This is a genomic window from Saprospiraceae bacterium, from assembly GCA_016715965.1.
Taxonomy (GTDB): domain Bacteria; phylum Bacteroidota; class Bacteroidia; order Chitinophagales; family Saprospiraceae; genus Vicinibacter.
Genome location: JADJXG010000001.1, coordinates 1914799 through 1935476 on the forward strand (window position 1 = coordinate 1914799; position 20678 = coordinate 1935476).

Below are 20678 nucleotides of genomic sequence, written 5' to 3' on the forward strand. Positions count from 1 at the left end.
AAAAATGGGTTCTAAGCATTTATAATTCAGACAAATAGAACCAGAAAGTCCAATTCTGAGCTTTTTGGAAGCTGACTGGCCTCTGATTCATTGTGTAATTGACCCAAGCATACCTTCGCATTGGTTCAAACTCCTTACCTTCGCCCAAACTCTTAGGCAGATGATCTACAGTATGACTGGTTACGGCCAGGTCAAAGCCCAATACAAGGATAAGGAAATTACCGTGGAATTGAGGTGTCTCAATTCAAAAATGAACGACTTTAGGGTCAAGACACCCAATGCTTACCGACACAAAGAGCTGGAGTTAAGAAAATTGCTGAATGATGCGGTGATCCGGGGAAAACTGGATTTTATTCTATCTGTCATCAGTTCCAAAGGAGACGAAGATTATTCTTTGAACAAGAATCTGTTCAAATCTTTTTACAACCAGATTCATGATTTGGGAATTGATCTTTCACAGACCGATATTTTGAATGCCATTTTACAATTTCCAAATGTCATTGAGCCGAATGCCAATGAACTTGAAGATGACGAGTATGATTTTGTTTTGTCTGTAATAAAAGAGGCCATTGAAAAACTGAATGATTTCAGAATCATTGAAGGAGCTATTGTTGAAAATGAGTTTCTCCTTCGGATTAAAATCATCATCGATCATTTGGATGAAATAACTCAATTCGAAAAAGAACGTTACGAGCTTCTGCGGGACAAAATTTTAAAATCATTGAACTCAACATTTTCCAATGAAAATATCGATAAGAACAGATTTGAACAGGAGCTAATGTATTACATGGAACGGCTTGACATCACCGAAGAGAAAGTAAGGTTGCGTCAGCACTGCGATTATTTTCTCAAGGAGATGGAATCTGAAAATGTGAGCAAATCCAAGAAGCTAAATTTCATTAGTCAGGAAATGGGTCGTGAAATCAATACCCTGGGAGCAAAGGCACAGCACTCCTCCATTCAGAAATTGGTGGTTGTTATGAAAGATGAATTGGAAAAAATAAAAGAACAACTGGCCAATATCTTATGAGTTTGCAAGGCAAAATCATCATACTTACAGCCCCTTCGGGTAGTGGTAAGACCACTTTGGCCAATTATTTATTGCAAACTTTTGAACAATTGAGTTTTTCCGTTTCTGCAACAACCCGCAAACCCAGAATGGGAGAATTGCATGGAAGAGAATATTATTTTGTCTCCGACGATGATTTTAGGGATATGATACGCAAAGATGAATTGTTTGAATATCAGGAAGTGTATGAAGGGCAATACTATGGAACTTTGATGGGTGAAATTCAGAGAATTTGGAAATCTGGAAAAGTAGCTTTATTTGATATTGATGTGAAAGGTGCACATTATGTCGAAAAGAGAGGATATAAGAATGTTCTCAGCATCTATGTAAAAGCTTCTTCTCTTGAGGTCCTCAGAAAAAGACTTGAAGGCCGTGGCACAGAATCTGAAGAAGCCATTGTAAAAAGACTCAACAGGGCTGCCGAGGAGTTAGAGTACTCCAAATATTTTGATTACGTCATTACCAATGACAATTTATCTCTTGCCAAAAAAGTGGTGGGTATGATTGCAGAAGAATTTATGAGAGAAGAGATTTAAAATGAATATTGGATTTATTGTTGTGACAAGGAATTTGCACCCTTATTCTAAACAGTGCTGTCATTCAATTTCAGGATTTCTTTTCATGTCAAGATATACCCACACCACAAGCACCAACGCAATTAGTTCTGCAATCGTCCTATAAATATGGTAATTCCACCATGAATCTCTCAATTGGGTCCAATTTTCTGACATTGAATCGTAACTCCAAGTTAATATTTCATTTTGAATGGGTAAGTTGCCAAAGCGACTTATGAGCAGACATGAGAAAAAACACAAAGCAGCAATACTCAATAAAGCAAAGTAAAGCTTTTGTTGTTTGTATTTAATTGCGCTCCAACCGGTGATCAACGTTGCTGCTACAACCAGGGTAACCATGATTGTATTTAAAGACTGTACCAAATTTTGTTGTTGGTCTAAATAGCTTGAAGCAGAATAATGCATCGGATTCATACCCACCCAGATACCAAAGCTTGTTCCTGCAAGTAAGGCAGCAAGAAGTATGTTGATAAATTTTAAATAAATGGATTTCATGGTATTTAATTTAAGAAGTCAAACTTAAGATTAAAAAAACAAGAGAATTACAAAAATAATCCATCCATTACAATCGTCAAACGACCGAATGAAAAAAACGAGATCATCATCATGAACTCTATGTACAAATTTAAATGAAATTTGGGAAAGCATACCTATTGACAGGATTGTTCTTCAGATTTCAAGAGCGGTCTGAGTTTCTCTTAATGAATGGCAAAAAATAATCATACCAATTGGATTCGCTAAAACCTAATTTGAATTTTAGAGTTGTTTCAACATAATTTATAGAGTGAATATGTCGAATACAGAATTGGTGGTCATTGGCTCAGGCCCGGGAGGATATGTTGCTGCCATAAGAGCCGCTCAGCTTGGAATGCAAGTATGTCTGGTAGAAAAGTATTCTAATCTGGGTGGGACTTGTCTGAATGTTGGTTGTATTCCATCCAAAGCATTGTTGGATAGCAGTGAGCTGTATCATCAGTTAAAGGAAAAAGCCGGAGCGCATGGGATTCAGACGGGTCAAATAAACCTGGATGCCCTTGGTTTTTTTAAAAGAAAAGAGGAGGTAGTCATCCAAAATACCAAGGGGATTGAATACCTTATGAAAAAAAATAAAATCACAGTTTTGACAGGGCACGCTTCCTTTTTAGATCAAAATGCACTCCAAATTAAAGCCTCAGATGGGCAAAGCTCAGTTTTGCAATTTAAATATGCGGTGATCGCTACTGGGTCAAAACCCAATATTCCAGAGCTATTTAATTACGACAAGAAAAGAGTAATAAGCTCCACGGAAGCTTTGTCTTTAGGCCAAATCCCGAAATCGATGGCGATTATTGGCGCCGGAGTGATCGGTTTAGAATTGGGCTCTGTTTTCGCACGGCTTGGAACCCAGGTTGATATTCTGGAATACATGGATCGCATACTTCCGGGAATGGACAGTGACTGTGCCAAAGAACTGCAAAAATCAATGAAAGGACTTGGTGTCAATTTTATGTTGTCCAAATCCGTCGTAAAACTTGAATCAACGAATGAGAAGGTGACCATTCATTATACGGACAGGGATGGCCAAAATCCAAATACCCTTATAAAAGATTTCTGTCTGGTCAGCATAGGAAGAAAACCATATACAGATGGCCTGGAATTGAAGAATGCAGGTGTCAGGCTCGATGAAAAAGGTAGAATCTTAGTAGATTCTGAATTAAGGACCAACACAGCGCATATTTTTGCCATAGGCGATGTCATAAAGGGAGCTATGCTGGCCCACAAAGCGGAAGAGGAAGGAGTTTTTGTTGCTGAGATTTTGGCCGGCCAAAAACCCCATATTAATTACCAACTGATACCTGGAGTGGTATATACCTGGCCAGAGATGTCAGCAGTGGGCTATACAGAAGAACAGCTCAAAGAGCTTGGCATTTCTTATAAGGTCGGTAAATTTCCTTTTAAAGCCCTCGGTCGATCCCGTGCGAGTATGGATTCAGAAGGTTTGGTCAAAGTATTGGCTGATCAGCGGACAGATCGCATTCTTGGTGTTCATATTGTTGGAGCCAGAGCGGCTGATCTGATCATGGAAGCTGTTGCTTTGATGGAGTTTGGAGCATCTGCCGAAGACATGGCCAGAATTTGTCACCCGCATCCCACTTATTCAGAAGCGATGAAAGAGGCTGCGCTGCATGCCACAGCCAATAGGGCAATACACCTTTAAATTTTGCAAAATGATTTTAGGTAAGTTCGATGGAGAATTGACTAAGACCCGTAAAGAAAAATATTTAAATTTCTCCTTTATGAAAAAATAGGATCTGTTGATCGTGAAGAATCAATAAAATGGACAATGAATAAAAGATAGTAGGATCAGGCAGTAATCAATTCTTCCTTCACCAGATGAGCAGTTGGAAATCCGCTGTCAATTGCAGAAAATCGGTATCCCAAATCTGCAAAATGGTTGAGAACAGCTGGCAATACAAACTTCATTTTTTCAAACGTTTTCAGGCTATCGTGTAAGACCACAATTGAACCTGGCTGGGAATTTTTCAAGATATTTTGGAAGCAATCTTCGGCAGTAATTGCGGGATCAAAATCACCGGAGAGTACATCCCACATGATAATTTTATAATGATGTTTTAGGAACCGGACTTGAGAGGGTCTCAGTCTTCCGTATGGAGGACGGAATAATTTACTTCGGCACAAACGGGCCGCTGTTCTTACATCAAGGATATAGTCCAGGTTGTTGGTGGACCATCCAGACAAATGATGATGGGTGTGACTCCCGACAGAATGCCCTTCACCAATCAGTCGATCGAAGATTTCAGGATTCTTTTCTACATTCTGGCCGACACAAAAAAAGCTTGCCTTCGCACCATGTTCTGCCAAAACATCCAGGATCCAGGGCGTGACTACTGGAATTGGACCATCGTCAAAGGTCAGAAAGAGCTCTTTTGAGCCTGTATTCATTCTCCAGATCAAATCCGGAAAGATATCTTGAAGAAATTTAGGGGTGAAACTCAAATACATATTCTTCGAATTGTCGCGGGATTATCTATTTTTACGCTTTTCTGAATGAATCACAAAGCTAAGTCCGGAGTTTAGCTATTCTGTTAATTCAGACATAATGAAATATTAATCACAAAATAATATTTTTCTGACATGCCCCCGGTTAGAGTAAGATTTGCCCCATCACCAACAGGTGCATTGCATATTGGCGGTATTCGAACCGCATTGTATAATTATCTATTTGCAAAACAAAATTCTGGAACTTTTATCATTCGGATTGAAGATACAGATCAGGCCAGGTATGTACCGGGTGCAGAAGAGTATATCTTAAAGTCATTGGAATGGTTGGGTTTGAAAGATGATGAGGGACCTGTGAGTGGTGGAGCATTTGGACCTTACCGGCAATCCGAAAGAAAGCAAATCTATTTGGAATATGCAGATCAGTTGATCGAAAAGGGATTTGCTTATTATGCATACGATACTCCCGAAGAATTGGAATCTATGCGAATTAAGTGGACAAGCCCTGAAAACCCAATGCCCAAATACGATTTCAATACCAGAGACCAAATGAAAAACAGTCTCAGCTTGTCCCAGACTGAAATTAAAAAACTGCAGGATCAAGGTATTGCCCGGGTGGTCCGCTTGAAAGTGCCTAAAGGGGAGTCGGTAAAAATTGTTGATCGTGTGCGCGGAGAAGTCATTTTCTCTACCCAGGAACTGGATGATAAAGTTCTGATTAAATCAGATGGAATGCCCACCTATCACATGGCCAATGTGATTGATGACCGTCTGATGCAAATCAGCCATGTCATCAGGGGGGAAGAATGGTTAAGTAGTACAGCACACCATGTCCTTCTGTACCGTTTTTTTGGTTGGGAACATGAAATGCCACAATTTGCCCATCTACCGCTTATTCTTAAGCCGGAAGGGAATGGAAAACTCTCTAAAAGAGATGGAGCCAAATTTGGATTTCCGGTTTTCCCCATGGACTGGAAGGCAGAAGATGGAGAAATTTTTTCTGGATTTAAAGAAGTGGGATTTTTACCAGAAGCATTGATTAATTTTTTGGTTTTATTGGGATGGAATGGAGGTACCGACGAAGAATTATTCTCCTTGGATCAATTGGTCAAAATTTTCTCATTGGAAAAAATTGTAAAATCGGGAGCCAGATTTGATTTTGCAAAGGCCAAATGGTTTAATGCACATTATATCCAATCGCTTGAAGGGACAAGGGCAGTAGAGATTATCAAAAATCTTTTTTTGGAGAAGGGATCTTTTTTGACCGATCAGCAAGCTTCTAAGATTTTTACCATGTACAAAGATAGAATTGGATTTCTCCCCGAGTTTTATTCGTCTGGCAAATTTCTGATAGATCGCCCGACCATGCCAGATCCGGAGTTCAAATCAAAGAAGTGGAAGCCTGAATGGGCCTCTGCATTTTCAAGCCTGGCAGATGATCTCGATCGCATAGCTGTATTTGAAAAAGTTGAAATAGAACGCTTGCTAAAAGACTTTATGCAGAATCACGGATTAAAAATGGGTGAACTATTGCCGGCCATCCGAGTGATGCTGTCAGGAATACCCATGGGCCCTGATGTGTACATCATGTTGGAATCTTTGGGAAAGCAGGAGACTTGTGAAAGGATTAGGGAGGGGGTGAGGAAATTGATAATGGATAATTGATAATTGACAATGGATAATTGACAATGGATAATTGACAATGGATAATTGACAATTGATAATTGACAATGGATAATTGATATTGGGAATTGATTTTGGAGTCATATTAAGTAGTAGAATTAACTGTAATTGGATATGAAGATAAAATTTTGTGGAGCAGCCAGAGAAGTAACCGGTAGCAGTCACCTGATCACATTGGACGACGGGTTTACCATCTTGTTGGATTGTGGTTTGTTTCAGGGCAATGTGGCCAGGACGGATGATCAAAATGCAAATTGGTTTTTTAATCCTGCTGAAATCGATTTGATGATATTGTCTCATGCTCACATTGATCATTGCGGAAGAATCCCAAAATTGGTAAAGGATGGATTCAAAGGAGATATTTTTTGCACCCATGCGACAAGAGATCTGGCATCCATCATGTTGATGGATTCTGCCCACATTCAGGAAAAGGATACCCAGCGATACAACGAAAGGTTGGAAGATAAAAAATCAAAAAACAAAAATTACAAAGGCAAACATCGGGAACCTCTTTACACGGCAAAAGATGTAGCCAAAGCCATGGAAAATTTTGTCGGAATGGGATATGACCGGCTGATTGAGATTGCGCCTGGTGTTCATCTTATTTTTACAGATGCCGGTCATATATTGGGATCCGCCACAGTCAATTTGCGAATAAAGAGGGGAGGAGATGACCTAAGATTTGCATTTAGCGGAGATGTCGGAAGACCGAACCGACCTATTTTAAAAGATCCTCATCCAATGATTCCATCGGATGTGATTATATGTGAATCTACTTATGGTGACAGAGACCACATCGAAAAGCCTCAGGAAATCAGTCGCTTTACGGAACTCATCCACAATACCTGTGTAGAAAATAAAGGTAAGGTGATCATCCCTGCTTTTAGTCTCGGAAGGACTCAGGAGATTGTTTATTTGCTGGACCAGATTGAAAAAGCCGGCAATCTGCCAGATATTCCGGTGTATGTGGATAGTCCTTTGGCCGTCAACGCCACAGAAGTATTTAGATCGCATCCCGAATGCTTTGATTTTGAGTTGCACCAATACATATTGAGCGATCCTGATCCGTTTGGGTTCAACAGATTATATTATATCCACGAAGTCAATGATTCAAAAAAATTGAATACATCCAAAGAACCCTGTATTATTATTTCGGCAGCAGGGATGGTCAATGCGGGAAGAATCAAACATCATGTTTTTAACAACGTGGACAATCACCGAAACACCTTGTTGTTTGTTGGTTATTGTTCTCCCGAAACTCCGGGAGGAATTTTAAGGAGTGGAGCTGAGTTTATAAAGATGTTTGGTGAAATAAAGCCGGTGAGGGCATCCATCGAGATCATGGATTCTTTTTCTGCACACGGAGATCGCCACGAATTGCTGAATTTTTTAGGAAATCAGGTAAATACCGCCAGTCAAACGTATTTGGTACATGGAGATCCGGATGCACAGGAGGCATTTAAAATATTATTGGAAAACAATGGATTTGATAATGTGCATATCCCTGATGCTGCCGAAGAGATAAATATTTAGACTTATATGACATTTCCACCGATCCAATTTTCCAAATATTCTGGTTAGAATATATTGTTTTTGCTTACCCATATAATCTGAATTTAAACAAAACACGAAAAATAAATTGCCACAAATACTAAACATACATAGTGTTTATATTGCATTTACCATCTTTTTTACTTTTCCTTTTAACACTTACTCCAAAACTAATTCTCTCCAATCGACTTACGAAGTAACCAAACTTTCTGTATTTTTTAAGACGACAGACCTATATTCCTCCAAGGAACAAATATTAGAATCCTTCAAAAAAAATCAATTTGAAGATTTACCAAATTCCAAACTAAGCTTCTGGAGTAAAAATGAAGCTTATTGGTTTATCCTGAAAATACCTCCCCATTTTCTTGAAGGAAATTATTATTTGCATTTTGACAACAGAACTTTACATTCTTTAAAAATATTCCTGCTAAATGACAGCTTACAATTTGTAAAAGAATATAATGAAGTAGGGGATCAATTTTCTTATGACAAAAGGCTGATTCCAGATCCTGATTTCACCTTTCCAGTTCAATTAAATAGATCTGTTAAATATATATTTTTTAAAATTTACAATCCCTATAGAAAAATTGTTTCCACTTCCATACACCTCTTTCCTGAAAACTACTACATAAAATTGATCACATCGAAGCAAGTTTTCGTAGGTCTGATTATTGGTATCTGGCTATTGGCTTTATTAATAACTTGTCTTATCATTTTAAATTCAAGGAATTTAAAATACCTGGTATTTGTGTTGCACTTTATGACATTAATTATTTACCAGCTATCAAAAACTGGAATTGGATATCAATATATTTGGTCAGATTATCCATTGCTCAACATATACACCAACTACTTCATTCTTGTAAGCTCTTCTCTGTATATCTATTTTATATACGTCTTTTTTTTAATGGACACAATACGGTCCAAACTGTTAAAATATTTATTTAATATCAATATTCTTATCAGTTTGCTCTTTATGAGTATTGTGATATACCATTCCATCGTAAGGATGGATAACTATTATATTTTATCCATATTGCTATATTCCACCTTATTATTTTTCATAGTATTGTTTTCAATTACCTTATTCAGATACTTATACATTAAAAGGACCACCCTCTCTTTTTTATTGGTTATTGCAAACATGTTTTCAATTATTGCAGGAATAATTGTCGCATTAAATGGAATGAATGTTGTCCTAAGATCTTTTGGTAATGATAGGCTTCTACTTTATCTTTTTACTACAGATCTATTGGTTCTGGTATTGTATATGACACTCCAAACGAAAAGCAAGTACAAAGAACTAATGAATCAAAAATTGCTGATTAGTGAACTAAAACTAGAACAACAAGAAAATATTTTAAACAAAGAATTACTACTAAAAGAAGAAAGGTCCAGGATCGCATCAGAAATGCACGATGATCTTGGGTCTGGCTTAACAACCATAAAGTATCTGACTGACCAGGTGCTTGATACTGTGGACCACCAAGAGAAATCCCTGATCCAAAGAATTTCGGAGCAAAGCATCACTTTGATTCATAATCTGGGAGAAATTATTTGGGCAATGAATGGATCTCAAGATAGTCTTGATAACATGCTGAGCTATACCAGAAGATATCTTTCACAAAATTGCGATGAATTTGGGATACAGTTAAGTTGGGTTCGACCAGTTACTGAAGCAGAGGGTATCAGCATAAGTGGTGAAAGAAGACGTCATTTTTTTCTGGTGGTAAAAGAAGCTTTTCATAACATTGTAAAACACGCAAACGCCACTCAGGTTACTGTTGACTTTAATATTCATGATGGTGTAGTACATTTCGAAATATTCGACAACGGGGTAGGTTTTGATAGAGATAAGGGTCTCAATTCTGGCAATGGCCTGTACAATATGGAGAAAAGAATGGAGAGATTAAATGGCCAATTGTCTATTGTAAGCTTGGTAAATGGCACGAAGCTGTCATTGACATTTTCACCAAACAGTCCCTGACGGCTATGCAGTATGGAAAGGAGGTCTCAGCCTTCTATGGTTATTATAATATAGGAGTTCATATTTTCACTTTGTTAATCTTTTTATAATACACATCACACCTGTCCAAAATAAGTTTAATTTGAAAATATGGCTATTGATTTACATGTGTATACAAATTTTGTAACGATATTTTAAAATTGAACCCCATAACAACTATTGTAATTTAAAAAACATTTTTTTTTCAAACTACATGCATGTTACTTTCTTTTGACCTGCTAACAAATTGGGGGCAAGGCGCAAGGGATAAAACAAAGATAGTTCGTTGTTTCAATTATCCGCTTTCGCGGTTCACTTCGCCATCGCACTGTCGTACGATGGTATCCTGCGTGGCAGGATACTTCGCTACGATCACCTCGCTCACCCAACTGCAGCTCTTTCGCTATGCTAAAAAAACTCGCCTCTACCTCTCCTACTGGGCTCCACAATCCTCGCTTCGCCAACTCCGTCATTGTGGGTAGCTCCTCGGTTGGGCTCAGACAGTTTTTAGCATGACCGCGAAATTCGCTGGTTGGGTACCCGAGCTGCGGAGCCCTAAGCCGCATTGAAATGCATGAAAACCATCATTATTCCTGATATTTCAATCTGAATAATGAGTAATATTAAGAGCCTTTTCGTCAGCGGCCCAAGAAGGACAGATTTTGGAAATAGCGCCTTATATTGTCGCTCCTTTAACTGAAACTAATATGATGCACCCATCAAACAAACTATCATAGTGAAATCATATTATGGAGCGGCAATATACAGCGCCCAAAATCTGTCCAAACAGAGAACTTTGCAAAATGAACCAAATTAAGCCCAATAGAACCAAGGAAGATGCCGCCTTAGAAAAGGCTGCGTTTTTGTCCACTTTTTGAGCGACAAAAAGTGGAAAATTTAATTTCTAAAAATTATTTTGGACAGATGTGAATACGCATTATTTTTTAAATTTTATTAGTATCTTGTATCAAGGTTTCCAATGTAATACCTCATTAATCAGCAAAAGACCGTCAAACATTTCTTAACATAAAATCAAATCAATGAAATCAATTTGTTGTTTTATTTCTTTTCTATTTATGACTGCTTGTGCGACGAAGACTGAAAGCTACTATTATAGTGCGGATTGCGGCTATTTGGTGAATGACAGTTTGGTCAGCGGAAACGTAAGTTTGTTTTTTGAAGGCATGGACAGTATTACCGTCATTGTTCCCGGTACGGATCCCGTATTAAAGGTGGGCAGCACAGAGCAGGATCCCGGTAAAACAATTCAAGTGTCAGGATTGAGCATTGATTACTCTAACCCTGATTCTATTTATGCTTTCACCATTAAGAATACTAAGGTGATAGACACTTTAGTTTCTATGGACTCAGTGACTATGGTGGAGAGTATCATGGTTGTGGCGAATGAAGTCAGCGATACTTTGGGAACTTGCCAGTTTAAGAAAGTGAATGGAAAATATAAGGGCCAGTAAGGTCCTTTAATTCGATATTAATCGATTTGTTTTGCATTGATTGCACAAACCCGGTTTAATTTTTTGTGATGGATTTGGATTTTAAATTCTAGTGAAAGTAAATCGGAATGGATCTGACACTGCCATTGTTATTGTAAATTTGGACCATATACATTCCTGGAATGAGCGGGTATTCCTGTTTGTATTCACCTCTATCCAATAACTGGCTACTCTGAGCAATCAATCTCCCGTATAAATCAACAATCTGAGTATTAATGGTCTGATTGCTATTCAGATTTATTTTTACAACGGCTCTACCGGAAGTTGATGATTCTTTGATAACATAAACTTCATGATTAAAATCGGGTGTTTCATGCTCTTCGTATTCTGTTAACAAGATACCCGTTTTTCGGATGACTATCGGATACGTCGCTCCGTTATAGCCTACGGCAAAACTTGAAATCAGAGGATTATATTCTATTATTTCGCTTAAGAAAGCATCGTTCAATATTTTTAACTTGAGTCTTAGGTTTGCGCGGTTCTTATGAAAGTTTGGCTGTGAATTCAATACAAAGCAATAGGCAATTCCATTGTTTCGCATTTGGTAGATCAAAGGAAATGACTTGGTGTAAACACTGTCGATGATGGCAAAATCCTTCTTAAAGGAAAAACTGCCCTGTGTCATAAACACCTGGTTTTTTGTATAGAGGTTTATATCCACCCATATCTCCTGTCCCCGGGTAAGCCGTTTGTCTTTGTAGTACCATGTGACAGGGGGGCCAGTTGCTTTCAAGAACTTTGGAGGGAAAGGAGTAAACTGGCCTGAATAAGAATCGTAATAATTGCCATGCTGATTGTAAAAAAGTCTGACAGGATCCTTTTCGGTGAAATTTTTATATTCTATTTTTTTTCCAATGACTCTTTCGTTTTCTTCAACGAAAACTGGTTCAATACTAGAGAAAACCATATTATGACTAGTGTCTCCGAAAATATATTTTTTAATGAGCAATGCATCTCTAATGTCCAAGGTGTCATTCTGATCAATATCCATATAGTATAGATTGGATAAAGAGTGTTTAAGTACTGTATCAACAATGAGATTACCAAGCAATTGAATGTCTTCACTGGATACATTGTTTCTTTCAAAACCCAGCTTATTGTAAGTTAAATCCAAAGTTTTGATTTTTTCATCCTGATAATGGGAAATGCTGATGAGTCTGTCATTTATTCTAAAGGGTTCTATTCTTAAATACCTGTTTTCATTAGATATTGCACCCATAGAAAGTTTGCTTTCATATAATCGTCCATTATCTGTAGCATCAGTAATATTTATAGGGATTGACGTATTGGTCCAGGGTCTAAATTCAAATGAAGCAAAACAGGAATCATTATTTCCTTTTTCGTCTTTTGCATATATCCACATTCCAGGCAGATGCATTTCCAGCATAAAAATTTCTATCCAATCACCATAGCAACCCCAGTATTCAGAATCCACAAAGGATAGCCTGGTGTTGGAACAATTGTCTCCATAATTTTTTAAAAAACTTGCCAAATGTACTGTTTCATTTCCGCAATCACCATTTGTTTCAATTACAGTATGCTCTTTACACTTTATGACCGGAGGAGTAGTATCATTTTGGCAAGGGCGCATATCAACAGGAAGGATGATGCTTTTACAGGAGCTTGTGTTTTTTTGTTGATCGGTGACTAAAACTTCAAGTTGGACGTGATTTCCGTAATCGACATTTTTCAGGGTGTAAATGCTGTCCACAGGATTAGTGGAGAAAGATAAGTCCAAGGGTCCCGGACAATTGTCACCAAATGCTTCGAGCAGAGCAGTTGAGGAAATTTGATAATCTTCTTTATCAATAAATAATTTTTTGAGTTTTACGCATCTTCCGTATGGTTTTATACTATCTTCTGTGCAAATGCTTAAACTTTGATCTGCTTTTAAAATGACTTTACAATAGCTTGAGTTGCCTCGCAGATCGTAAGCTTGAACAAGAACATTGGCACTTTTGCTTCGGGTTACAATTTCAAATAGATTTGAAAATTGACCGGAGTAGTAGTATTGAAGATGTGAAATTTCACAATCATCCACTGCGGATAATATTAATTCTTTGGCGTGGACATCTCGGTGTGTGTCATTGACTAAAAATGTATCCCTACATTTGATCACAGGAGCTATCCTGTCATTTTCACATCCTGATTTGTGTTCGACGAATTGAATATTAATGTTACAAAATGAGGTTTGTCCACTTTGATTCATACCATAGATCGTAAACATTTCAGTTTTTCCGATATCAGAATTTTTTCGTGTAATTTTGTCAATACTACCTTGTTCGTCAAAAGAGAATTTGACAAACGAACAAAAATCATAACTCCCGAAGTTGATAAGAGTCTCTGGTGTCAATTGAACCTGATTAAATATTGGTATGATATGATCAGTTTTACAACTAAATTGAGGTTTACTTACCAATGAGTCACAGGCACCATGTCTGATCATGTACCTTGCCATTGCTTTTGAGGAATTACCTGTTTGGTCCACCAATTCAAGCCAAACGGACTGAGGATAACCCAGGGCATTTTTGGCTAAGTGAATCTCCTGATATTCGTAATTCTTACTATAGAAATAAATTTGGACAGAGCTGTCACAATTATCATAACTACCCTTGTCAAAATCCTGCGGCCTTAGCACCCCAAATCCTTTGTCAAAATCCATATCAAGCAGCAGCTCAGTGTAAAGTACAGGGGTTGGAGGGATCGTATCCGATGTGCAGTCTTGAGAATAACAAAAGTATGTATTAATTAAACCAATAATAAATGAAACCAATATCCATTTGTATTTTCTCAGGTTACCTGAAAGTAAGGGGAGATTTGCTTTCATGATATTTAGAATTTACCGCGAATATACAACAATTCATCCTAATCAAGGCCATTTATCATTCCAGTATATTATCTTTTATAGAAGAAACTTCCTATGGTTTCCGACTCATCCCTTAGCTGTAAAATGTAGAAGGAACTGGGGAGATGAAGTACAGGAATTGCAACCAGTTCAGTTTTCTCAGAGATACTTCTGGTTAATAATAAGTTTCCCTTTAGATCGAATATTTTATATTCTATTGGCGTTGATTGACATTCCTTGCAGGTAATGTGAATAGTATGGTCAACAAGGGTTGGAAAAATACTCCAATCCGATTTAAGGCTTGCGTTTATTGTCTGACTGATGTCAAAATCGTATCTTAATAAAAGCAAATCTTCTGCACCATGGGATTGTAGGAGCGTGGTATCCGGAATTTGATTGTAAGTCACTTTGGCTGTAAAAATGCCGGTCACAAACAGTTGGTTTTGCTTGTTGGCGGCCAGGGAGAATCCAATGTCATTCATTGGACCGTTGACTGAATTGCACCCTACAAATTCACCGTTGGAGTTTAGCTTGGAAACAAAGATATCGTTGTTGTGATTGCCTTCAGATCTCATCAGTACTTCACCGGGACCCGGATCAAAATCAGCTTCCATCTGATAGCATCCTGTAGTGTACACATTGCCTAATTCATCGGTAGTAATTCCAAGTCCTACATCATGTGCATCGCCTCCCAGTTTTCTGGCCCATTGCAGGTTTCCAAGTTCATCCAACTTAACAACAAAAATATCTCCGACGGTATTGGGAGCATCTAAAATCAGAGAATCGGATCCCGGATTAAAATCTGTTTGTGCATCAAAAAATCCCGTCATGTAGATAAATCCTTGTCGGTCGATGTACGCGCCAATGTTGTTGACCACACGATCAGAACGAAACTGTCCGGCCCATTTGAAATTGGCTTCTGAATCGAGCCGGAGGATAAAAACATCTCCTGAAGCTTTTGATGTAAGCCAATAGGTTCCCACCCCAGGATCAATATCCAAACTATCCAAAAAATTTCCGGTGACGGTGATTTCATTGTTGGGATGTATCAAAACTGCAGAGGCCTGATCGTCAAATCTTCCTCCAAGATGTTTTGCCCACCTTAAATCACCATCTTGATTCAGTTTTAAAATAAATACATCGTTGACCCCTTTGGATTGAAAGATAAGGGTGTCTTCAGAAGGATCAAAATCCGTAGTACCCTGAAAGTAACCTGCTACCAGAATCTCATTTTCCCTATCCACCGCTATGCACTTTGGAATATCGTCCAAATTGCCCGCGATTTGTTTGACCCACACAAAAGTTCCATCTTTGTCTAATTTGAGAACAAAACCATCGCTGAATCCTTTTGGAAAAAATTTTTGATCAGGATTCTCTTCATCAAATGATACCGCATCCCTAAAATATCCGCTGATGTAAATATTGCCATCGGTATCTGTCGTTATTTGCTGCCCCCTGTCCTCTCTTCTGCTGCCGAAGTTTTTAGCCCAAATCAGATGACCTGAGGGGTCATATTTACAGACAAAAACGTCTTCAGACCCATTGCTCAGCAGCTTAAACTCACCGGGTCCGGGATCAAAGTCAGGATTACCTCTGAAAAATCCGGTGATCAATAGATTTCCATCCGGATCTATGTGTAGTGAATTTCCTGCGTCAGGTCCTGTGTCTCCAATCCCAAAAGCCCAGCTAGGTTTTACGGTCTGAGATGCGATGAATTCAAGACCCATACAAAAAGCAAAAACAAGTGTGGTAAATTTAAATTGCATTGAATGGTTTTTTATTTTAAGATCCATATGAAAGCTCATCTGCTGCTTGAATGGTCAAAATGAAAATCAAACCAAAAAGAATCAATATCTTATCCATCTGCTAGTTCCATCCACCTTGATTCAATTTGGTCCAGCCTAGTTTGAATTTCTGTCAAACGCTTATTATTACTGATAAATTCAGCGCTGCCCGGCAAATTAGAACTGAAGGATTCGACCAGCTTATCCCTTTCCTGACTCAGTCGATCCATTTCCTTTTCCAACTGCTGCATTTCTTTTTTTGAGGCTTGTTGAATTTTGCGTTGCTCTTGTTGGACGGGCTGCACAGATGTAACCGGAGGTTTTACGATATCGGTTTTCTCTGTTAAGATCGCTTCCCGATAGGATGAGTAGTTTCCGGGATAATCCCGAATCCTGCCATTGCCCTCCAGCACAAAGAGATGATCGACGATCTTATCCATAAAAAACCGATCGTGGGAAACAATCAATAGTACTCCCGGAAAATCCATCAGATAGTCTTCAAGTACGTTGAGGGTAGTGATGTCGAGATCATTGGTGGGCTCGTCAAGAATCAGAAAATTGGGATTCTTTATAAGGATGGTCAACAGGTACAATCTTCTTTTCTCTCCTCCGCTCAATTGGGATACATACACTTGTTGCTGCGGTCGTGGAAATAAAAATCTTTCCAACAAACTTTCGGCACTTAATTTAAGGCCTTTTTTCAGAGGAATATAATCTGCAATGCTTCTGATTACGTCAATAACCCTTTTGTCTTCGGTCAATTGGATACCATCTTGTTCATAGAAACCAAACAAGACCGTATCGCCAATGACAATTTTACCTGAATCCACCGGTAGCATCCCCGTAAAAAGTCTCAGCAGAGTGGTCTTCCCCATTCCATTAGGTCCGACTATACCTATCCTGTCTTTTGGTTTGAATTTGTAGGAAAATTTTTCCAAAATGGGTTTTGACCCAAAAGATTTTGAAATATTGTGAAGTTCAAGAACCTTGCTGCCAAGTCTGGTGTGTTCTATTTCAAATTCAATTTCACCGAGTGCCTCAGGCCCCTCAAGGCTTGCTTTCTTGTCGTGATAGGCATCGACGCGAGATTTTGACTTGGTGGTACGGGCTTTTGGCATTCTTTTTACCCATTCAAGTTCTCTCTTTAACATTTTGCGCAACTTGTCTTTTACGACCGCTTCATTTTGCATGCGCATGGCTTTTTTCTCGACAAAATCTTCGTAATCACCCATGTATTTATAGAGGATGCCCATATCCAGTTCAAGAATCTGATTGCAGACATTGTTGAGAAAAAATCGATCGTGTGTTACCATGAGAATGGTCAGATTGCTTTGAGAAAGAAAATTTTCCAGCCACTCTATCATTTCAAGATCAAGATGGTTGGTAGGCTCATCCAGAATAATAAAATCTGGTTTTCCGGCAAGCGCTTTGACAATCGCTAGTCTTTTCTTTTGACCTCCACTCAGATTGGCAACCGGTGTTTCCAAATCTGGAAGTTTGAATTTTGTTGCCAACTCATTGACATAGTTTTCTATCTCCCATGCTTTTGCTTCATCCACAAGCATCAGTGCTTTTTGTATCTCAGCATCGTTGTGGGATTTTTGAGCGGTGTGCAATGCTTTGAGTGGTTTGATCCACTCATCATGACCTTCCAAAATGGTATCCAGCAAACTGTCTCCCGCTTGAAATTCAGGATCCTGATCAAGATAGCTGGTTTGTATGTCTTTATTGATCCAGTATTTTGCATGGTCGCCCCCCAATTTGTCTATGCCTGCGGCAATTCGCAATAAAGTGGATTTACCACTTCCATTTCGGGCAACTATGGCAATTTTATCTGCTCGATTTACTTTAAGTTCAATGTCTGAAAAAAGAGTTTTTTCACCATAGGAAAGGCTGGCGTGTTCAATGGTTAGATAATTCATAAAAGGAGTATGGTGAAAAAAATTTTAAGATGGTATAGCTTTTAGAAAATTAGAAATGGCAAAATTACCAATTTTTAGAAAACAACTTGCTTTTAGCTTTTGTGATGAGGCTTAGTATTAGCGCATTCCAGTTAATTTCCACTTGTCGGTTTGGGCAAAGTAGCTAAAATTATAAATGGTTTCAGGAACATCGACCGGTGCGGATAAATTGTAAAAAAAAGAAGTACCCGTCATGTCAATGGTCCCGTTGGGTTGAACTCTCATCTTGCGAATCCTGTCATCTCCCCTTGGACCTAAGCCTGCAATGGAAAATTCAAATTTGGCTTGACCAGTCACTTGATTTTTTGCATTTAGATTCAGACTCCAAACTTCAGATTTGCGCGCAAGGGCAAACAGTAGTTTTCTTTGCCCATTTGTCTTAAAAATAGCAAGACCAATGACATCCGTGTTTTTTAAGAGCAATGAGATTTTTTTTGTTTTTGTATGAATGGCATAAATGGCGCCTCTCTCCGATTTGTCGTCGGAACCTGCTACGGTGGAGACGATCAGTTCATGGTTGTCGCAATCATAAAAACTGCCTAAAAGTCCATAGGGATTTCGTTCGTGTGGCAGAACGGTCATCGGAACTTTTACAAAGGAATTCATTTTTCCGGTTTTGGAATCAATGCGATAGACGGTGTTTTGGTCTTTCGGAGGATTGGAAAGCATGTTGACATTGGCTTTTGGAATCACAAACACGTTCCCTTCCTGGTCGGTTGCTATGGCTCCAAGATAACCTCCACTGCGCCAACTCGGATCTTGATAAGATTTTGTTCTGCCGGATCCTGTATTTTTAGCATTCTCCAGTTCGATGAGCACCGCCCCCATTGTTTTTCTTTCAGTTGTACTTAGGGCAGTCCGGCCGGGATCAAATCCCAATGCAGAAATAAATTGAGGTATTCCTTTGCATTCCTGGGAATGACTCGTTTGATAAAAGCTAAGGAAAACAAGATGAAACCATAAAAATGAAGGATGCATTTTCTTTCATTGGTTTAGGTGAAACTTCAAACCGGAGAAGCAGGGATAAACTTTGGCTACATAGATCCCATTTTCCAAAACCGATTCAGCCCAGCAATATTCAGATCCTTTGGCATTGTCGTTTTTTAATTGAGGCACGTACCACAGGACAAGACCGCTATTTAAAATATTTTCCGGAGGAGATTCAATAAATTTTTCAGGACCTTGTCTGAAGTCTGTATTGCAGCAAGGACCAATGGTAGGAAGATCTGATTCACCTTCATTCCGATCCAAATGACGTTTTGTGATATAGTAGTACGCGCGGTCTCCACGACCACCATCGTTAAACTGACCTTTGGCAGCCTCAATGATAAGCCAGGGTTTGTCTTTGTAAAGAATCCTTCCAAAGTATTTGTCTTCTGAATATTCAGAAAGTTCATCTTCCACATCCCATTGCTCTTTGTCCCAGCTTTTCCAATTATTCTGTTTGAATTGTTGGAAGGTGTTGTTGTTTCCGGCAATCGCAATTCTCGTGACCGGCCTATAGGTGCCATCATTGCCACAGCCGCGGCCAAGTGAGCCCACAACAGGTCTAAAACTACCATTTCGATAAAATTCAAAATTCTGCTGGTAATTATAACTACAAGGAGTTGGCCAGCCTTCGCTGAAATATTTTTGTACCAAGGCAAATCCAATGGTGTCCTCATTGTCTAGAATGGATTCGAAAAAGGGAGCTTCAATGGCAATGACAGCAGCCTGACTGTATTCGGGACAACCAATCGCATCGCTGTATCCAAATCCATCCGTGTTGGAATAGGAAACATGCCAATCCACCATTTTGACATCATCAAACAATTGTCTTCCCAGATATCGGATGTTGCGAATTCTCAGTCCATCGGAACGAGTTAAGGTATAATCAAATTCCCAGCCGTCCATGGCGCCATGGTTTTCTACCTCACAATAAGCGCTCATCATTTTTTCATTTTGCAGAAGGCGCTCCGTTACGGCCATTCCGGTGATCCCCACTTCGGTCCACTTTACGCCAGCGACCTTCATTTCAGTCAGATCAACAATGGACCAAAGCGCTTTATTGCCTTTTACAAATGTAGGAGCGACGCACAGATGCATAGAACGCTGACATTTGGTGTTGTTGAGAGCAGTTTTGGTAGAAGGCATTTTTGCTTCACCTGCCAAAGGAGACAATCCCCCATATTCCCGAATGACTGTGCTGTCATGGGCAGCAATCCAAATGGCCAATTCGCCCAAATGAGGTGGAAGATCGGGTTGAAAACCTTTGAAATAATTAAAATCCAAAACTTTTTTTTGATCGACATCAACGATTGCCAGCAACATTCCATTGCTTGCATAATGGTAAATTTCTAACCTCCAGCAATTCTTACCGGCACATTTTGCATTTCCACCAAGAGGATCCGAAGCCCTTAATGCGGATATTGAAAAGATTTCTGATAGCATCGGTTTATTGCTTTCCTTTTCAAAATAAAATTCCTGCATTCCGGGATACTCCATCACCAAGTTTGAAACCATTTTTTTGACCGGGTCTTTGTCAATATCCGGTAGGTTTAAGATGGGATATTTGTTGAGCAATACTTTGGAGATAAGTCTCTTTCTTTCTTCAACAGGGGAGTCATGGATTTTTGAAATCATTTTTTTATCCGAACCGCATTGGATGCTCATCACAATGCCATACAATCCAAAAATGATCAAGCGCGGGTACAT

The 20678-nt window shown here is 38.9% G+C and carries 14 protein-coding genes; 7 read left to right on the top strand and 7 right to left on the bottom strand.

Going from position 1 to position 20678, the window contains the following annotated elements; translation table 11 throughout:
• Positions 1 to 160 precede the first annotated feature (160 nt).
• The gene (locus tag IPM48_07250) at positions 161 to 1030 is read left to right on the top strand and encodes a YicC family protein (protein ID MBK9271377.1); all 870 of its coding nucleotides are present in this window, start codon (positions 161 to 163) and stop codon (positions 1028 to 1030) included.
• Positions 1027 to 1605, top strand: a complete 579-nt coding sequence (gene gmk, locus IPM48_07255) for a guanylate kinase (protein ID MBK9271378.1) — start codon at positions 1027 to 1029, stop codon at positions 1603 to 1605. The genes IPM48_07250 and gmk overlap by 4 nt, the downstream gene beginning before the upstream one ends.
• A 60-nt stretch (positions 1606 to 1665) precedes the next feature.
• Here the strand turns inward: gmk and IPM48_07260 are convergent, their stop codons facing one another.
• A complete protein-coding gene (locus IPM48_07260) occupies positions 1666 to 2139 on the bottom strand; it encodes a DUF1772 domain-containing protein (protein ID MBK9271379.1) in 474 nt (157 codons plus the stop codon).
• Positions 2140 to 2434: 295 nt separating this feature from the next.
• On the opposite strand from IPM48_07260, the gene lpdA reads away from it, so the two are divergent.
• A complete protein-coding gene (gene lpdA / locus IPM48_07265; protein ID MBK9271380.1) occupies positions 2435 to 3841 on the top strand; it encodes a dihydrolipoyl dehydrogenase in 1407 nt (468 codons plus the stop codon).
• Between the two features lie 146 nt (positions 3842 to 3987).
• Here lpdA and IPM48_07270 read toward each other — a convergent pair whose 3' ends face one another.
• Positions 3988 to 4647: a polysaccharide deacetylase family protein gene (locus tag IPM48_07270; protein MBK9271381.1), complete on the bottom strand. Its 660-nt coding sequence runs from the start codon at positions 4645 to 4647 to the stop codon at positions 3988 to 3990.
• A 132-nt stretch (positions 4648 to 4779) separates the two neighbouring features.
• Here IPM48_07270 and IPM48_07275 point away from each other — a divergent pair, with 132 nt between their 5' ends.
• The 4 genes from IPM48_07275 (at position 4780) to IPM48_07290 (ending at position 11355) form a co-directional block, all read left to right on the top strand.
• A complete protein-coding gene (locus IPM48_07275; protein ID MBK9271382.1) occupies positions 4780 to 6309 on the top strand; it encodes a glutamate--tRNA ligase in 1530 nt (509 codons plus the stop codon).
• A gap of 132 nt (positions 6310 to 6441) precedes the next feature.
• Complete coding sequence (locus tag IPM48_07280; GenBank protein MBK9271383.1) at positions 6442 to 7860, top strand: MBL fold metallo-hydrolase; 1419 nt, start codon at positions 6442 to 6444, stop codon at positions 7858 to 7860.
• A 106-nt stretch (positions 7861 to 7966) separates the two neighbouring features.
• Entirely contained in the window at positions 7967 to 9865 is a 1899-nt protein-coding gene (locus tag IPM48_07285) for a hypothetical protein (GenBank protein ID MBK9271384.1), read from the top strand.
• Between the two features lie 1058 nt (positions 9866 to 10923).
• The gene (locus IPM48_07290) at positions 10924 to 11355 is read left to right on the top strand and encodes a hypothetical protein (protein ID MBK9271385.1); all 432 of its coding nucleotides are present in this window, start codon (positions 10924 to 10926) and stop codon (positions 11353 to 11355) included.
• An 88-nt stretch (positions 11356 to 11443) separates the two neighbouring features.
• Here the strand turns inward: IPM48_07290 and IPM48_07295 are convergent, their stop codons facing one another.
• The 5 genes from IPM48_07295 to IPM48_07315 all read right to left on the bottom strand — a co-directional run bounded on the left by IPM48_07295 (position 11444) and on the right by IPM48_07315 (position 20678).
• Positions 11444 to 14221, bottom strand: a complete 2778-nt coding sequence (locus tag IPM48_07295; GenBank protein ID MBK9271386.1) for a T9SS type A sorting domain-containing protein — start codon at positions 14219 to 14221, stop codon at positions 11444 to 11446.
• Positions 14222 to 14289: 68 nt separating this feature from the next.
• Complete coding sequence (locus tag IPM48_07300; protein ID MBK9271387.1) at positions 14290 to 16005, bottom strand: SBBP repeat-containing protein; 1716 nt, start codon at positions 16003 to 16005, stop codon at positions 14290 to 14292.
• A gap of 89 nt (positions 16006 to 16094) precedes the next feature.
• Positions 16095 to 17945, bottom strand: coding sequence for an ABC-F family ATP-binding cassette domain-containing protein (locus IPM48_07305; protein MBK9271388.1), 1851 nt, complete (start codon positions 17943 to 17945; stop codon positions 16095 to 16097).
• 117 nt (positions 17946 to 18062) lie between these two features.
• Positions 18063 to 18962, bottom strand: coding sequence for a hypothetical protein (locus tag IPM48_07310; GenBank protein MBK9271389.1), 900 nt, complete (start codon positions 18960 to 18962; stop codon positions 18063 to 18065).
• Between the two features lie 6 nt (positions 18963 to 18968).
• Entirely contained in the window at positions 18969 to 20678 is a 1710-nt protein-coding gene (locus IPM48_07315; protein ID MBK9271390.1) for a hypothetical protein, read from the bottom strand.

Bases quoted from the DNA above. Each gene is read 5' to 3' on its own strand.
- IPM48_07290 (MBK9271385.1), top strand. From the start codon at position 10,924: ATGAAATCAATTTGTTGTTTTATTTCTTTTCTATTTATGACTGCTTGT.
- IPM48_07260 (MBK9271379.1), bottom strand. From the start codon at position 2,139: ATGAAATCCATTTATTTAAAATTTATCAACATACTTCTTGCTGCCTTA.
- IPM48_07310 (MBK9271389.1), bottom strand. From the start codon at position 18,962: ATGCATCCTTCATTTTTATGGTTTCATCTTGTTTTCCTTAGCTTTTAT.
- IPM48_07250 (MBK9271377.1), top strand. From the start codon at position 161: ATGATCTACAGTATGACTGGTTACGGCCAGGTCAAAGCCCAATACAAG.
- IPM48_07305 (MBK9271388.1), bottom strand. From the start codon at position 17,945: ATGAATTATCTAACCATTGAACACGCCAGCCTTTCCTATGGTGAAAAA.
- gmk (MBK9271378.1), top strand. From the start codon at position 1,027: ATGAGTTTGCAAGGCAAAATCATCATACTTACAGCCCCTTCGGGTAGT.
- IPM48_07270 (MBK9271381.1), bottom strand. From the start codon at position 4,647: ATGTATTTGAGTTTCACCCCTAAATTTCTTCAAGATATCTTTCCGGAT.
- IPM48_07295 (MBK9271386.1), bottom strand. From the start codon at position 14,221: ATGAAAGCAAATCTCCCCTTACTTTCAGGTAACCTGAGAAAATACAAA.
- lpdA (MBK9271380.1), top strand. From the start codon at position 2,435: ATGTCGAATACAGAATTGGTGGTCATTGGCTCAGGCCCGGGAGGATAT.
- IPM48_07315 (MBK9271390.1), bottom strand. From the start codon at position 20,678: ATGTACCCGCGCTTGATCATTTTTGGATTGTATGGCATTGTGATGAGC.
- IPM48_07280 (MBK9271383.1), top strand. From the start codon at position 6,442: ATGAAGATAAAATTTTGTGGAGCAGCCAGAGAAGTAACCGGTAGCAGT.
- IPM48_07300 (MBK9271387.1), bottom strand. From the start codon at position 16,005: ATGCAATTTAAATTTACCACACTTGTTTTTGCTTTTTGTATGGGTCTT.
- IPM48_07275 (MBK9271382.1), top strand. From the start codon at position 4,780: ATGCCCCCGGTTAGAGTAAGATTTGCCCCATCACCAACAGGTGCATTG.